Origin of the sequence: Pseudomonas pudica (assembly GCF_015680405.1) — a bacterium.
GTDB classification, from domain to species: domain Bacteria; phylum Pseudomonadota; class Gammaproteobacteria; order Pseudomonadales; family Pseudomonadaceae; genus Aquipseudomonas; species Aquipseudomonas pudica.
Genome location: NZ_JADLJS010000096.1, coordinates 1 through 2,289, shown reverse-complemented (window position 1 = coordinate 2,289; position 2,289 = coordinate 1). Strand labels below are relative to the sequence as shown.

Below are 2,289 nucleotides of genomic sequence, written 5' to 3'. Positions count from 1 at the left end.
CGGGGCCCCCCCGCGGAGCTGCTCTTGGTAGCCCCGGCGGGCGCCGGGTCCCCCGGCGATGGGCCGCACAGCGGCCCCAATCGATTCAGGCCAAGGTCGGCCTGGAAGGCATGAAGCAGGAGGGATCAGGCGCGGGTCAGGGCCAATGCCGGTTGCGGCTTGTCGTGCAGATGCGCCAGGTCCTGGTACAGCGCGCGGCCAATTTCTGCAGCGCGCGCCGGCAGCACCGAGAGCAGGGTGTCACTCAGGCCGTGGCTGTTTTCGCAGAAGCCCTGCAGGTACACCGAGGCCTGCAGGTCGGGACTGGCCAGCATGCGGTAGTTGCGGTCGACGCTGAAATCTTCCACATAGCCGGCCAGGGGCGCCAGCAGGTCACGGTGTGAGCGGCGCTCGTAGCCGGTGGCGAGTATCACCGCGTCGTAGCGGTGGGTCTGCTGCTGGCCGGTGGCAAGGTCGCGCAGGGTCAGCTCCAGGCCTTCGCGGGTGGCCACGACGGCTTCGACCTGGCGCCGGCACAGCACGTTGTGGCGGTACTGGTGGGCAACCTTCTGCCGGTAAAGGATGCCGTAGATGCGTTCGATGAGGTTGAGATCGACCACCGAATAGTTGGTGTTGTGGTATTCGCCCAGCAGCTTGCTGCGTTGGTCGGCCGGTTCGTTGTAGACCAGGTCGGTGTAGTCCGGCGAGAAGATCTCGTTGACGAACGGGCTGTCATCGGCAGGCTTGAGGGCCGAACCGCGCAGGATCATGTCGACCTTGACCGACGGGTAGCTGTCATTGAGGTCGATGAACGCCTCGGCGGCGCTCTGGCCCGAACCGATCACGGCAATGCGCATCGGCCTGCCCACGGTGCATGGCAGCTTGTTCAGGCTGCTCAGGTACTGGGAGTGGTGGAATACTCGCGGGTCGTCCTTGAAGGCGCCGAACTTTTCCGGAATTTTCGGCGTGCCGCCGCTGGCGACCACCACCGAACGGGTGCGGCGGCTGTATTCGCGGCCCTGGGCGTCGCGCGAGACCAGGCGCAGGTGCTCGACCCGACCCGCCTGTACGTCCGGTTCGATGCGCAGCACTTCCTCGCCATATACCGCCTGGGTGGCGAAGTGCTCGGCGGCCCAGCGCAGGTAGTCATTGTACTCGAGGCGGCAGGGGTAGAAGGTGCCGAGGTTGATGAAGTCGGCCAGGCGCTGTTTCTGGTGCAGGTAGTTGACGAAGCTGTAGGGGCTGGTGGGGTTGCGCAGCGACACCAGGTCCTTGAGGAACGAGATCTGCAACTCGCTCTGGGTGGCCAGGGTTTCGCCGTGCCAGCGATAGTCCTGTTGTTTGTCGATGAACAGCGCGTCGAGGGCATGGCCCTGAGACTCGGCGAGTTCTTCCAGGGCGATGGCCAGGGCCAGGTTGGAAGGGCCGAAGCCCACGCCGATCAGGTCCTTGATGGTTTCCGGTTTTGCAGACTGGCTCATGGCTGCGGTTCCATAATGGTCGAATGTTGACGCACGCCGGGAGAGGCCGGCGCCTGCGCTTGTACATTGGGTGGAACGAGCCAAACGATGGGGAATTTACTGGCGGGCGACTGGCCGCTTGCAACGGGGGGCTAAAGGCTTGCGCCTGCCGGCCGATAGGCAGAACAACCCAAGGACCCATTTGCAACGCAGGGAGAAAGACATGACAGGTATTGCAGCAGTCAGCATCAGCACCACGCCCCAGGCGGTGATTGCAACCCAGGCTGCCGACAGCCAGGATGCGCAGAAGACTGAAGAGAGTGGGGCCGGCACTCAGGCCGACACGTCGAAATTGAACGGTGGCGGCCAGGCTCAGGGTGCCCAGGGCAGCAGTGAGAGTTCCGAGCCTGCGCACATCAGGCAATTGCGCGAAATGATCAAGAAGCTGCAAAAGCAACTGGCCGAGGAACAGAAGCAACTGGCCCAGTTGATGGCGCAGAAGATGGACGAAACCACCAAGCTGGCAGCTGTGTCCGCCAAGCAGGCGAGCATCGCCACCATCAATGGTGAAATCCTGCAGGCCACCGCGCAGTTGCTTGAAGCGCTACAGAAAACAGGTGGCAGCAGCGCGGGCGGGATGGTCAGCACCACGGCCTGACAGCGGATACGGTCCCCTGTAGGAGCGGCCTTGTGTCGCGATGGGCTGCGAAGCGGCCCCGGGATGTTGGCATCAATGCACAAATCGTCGGGGCTGCGGTGGCGCCCATCGCGGCCCCAGGCCGCGCCGGGCGGGGCCGGGGGGCCTGAGGTGGGGGGGATTCGGCCGCCCGGCGGGCCGTGTTCGGGCGGG

2 protein-coding genes are annotated in these 2,289 nt (G+C 64.7%); one reads left to right on the top strand and one right to left on the bottom strand.

Annotation, left to right across the window (positions count from 1 at the left end; translation table 11 throughout):
• Positions 1–125: 125 nt before the first annotated feature.
• The gene (locus IRZ77_RS26620; RefSeq protein WP_108481017.1) at positions 126–1,460 is read right to left on the bottom strand and encodes a lysine N(6)-hydroxylase/L-ornithine N(5)-oxygenase family protein; all 1,335 of its coding nucleotides are present in this window, start codon (positions 1,458–1,460) and stop codon (positions 126–128) included.
• A 202-nt stretch (positions 1,461–1,662) separates the two neighbouring features.
• On the opposite strand from IRZ77_RS26620, the gene IRZ77_RS26615 reads away from it, so the two are divergent.
• Complete coding sequence (locus IRZ77_RS26615; protein WP_135002633.1) at positions 1,663–2,097, top strand: kinetochore Spc7 family protein; 435 nt, start codon at positions 1,663–1,665, stop codon at positions 2,095–2,097.
• The last annotated feature ends 192 nt before the right edge of the window (positions 2,098–2,289 follow it).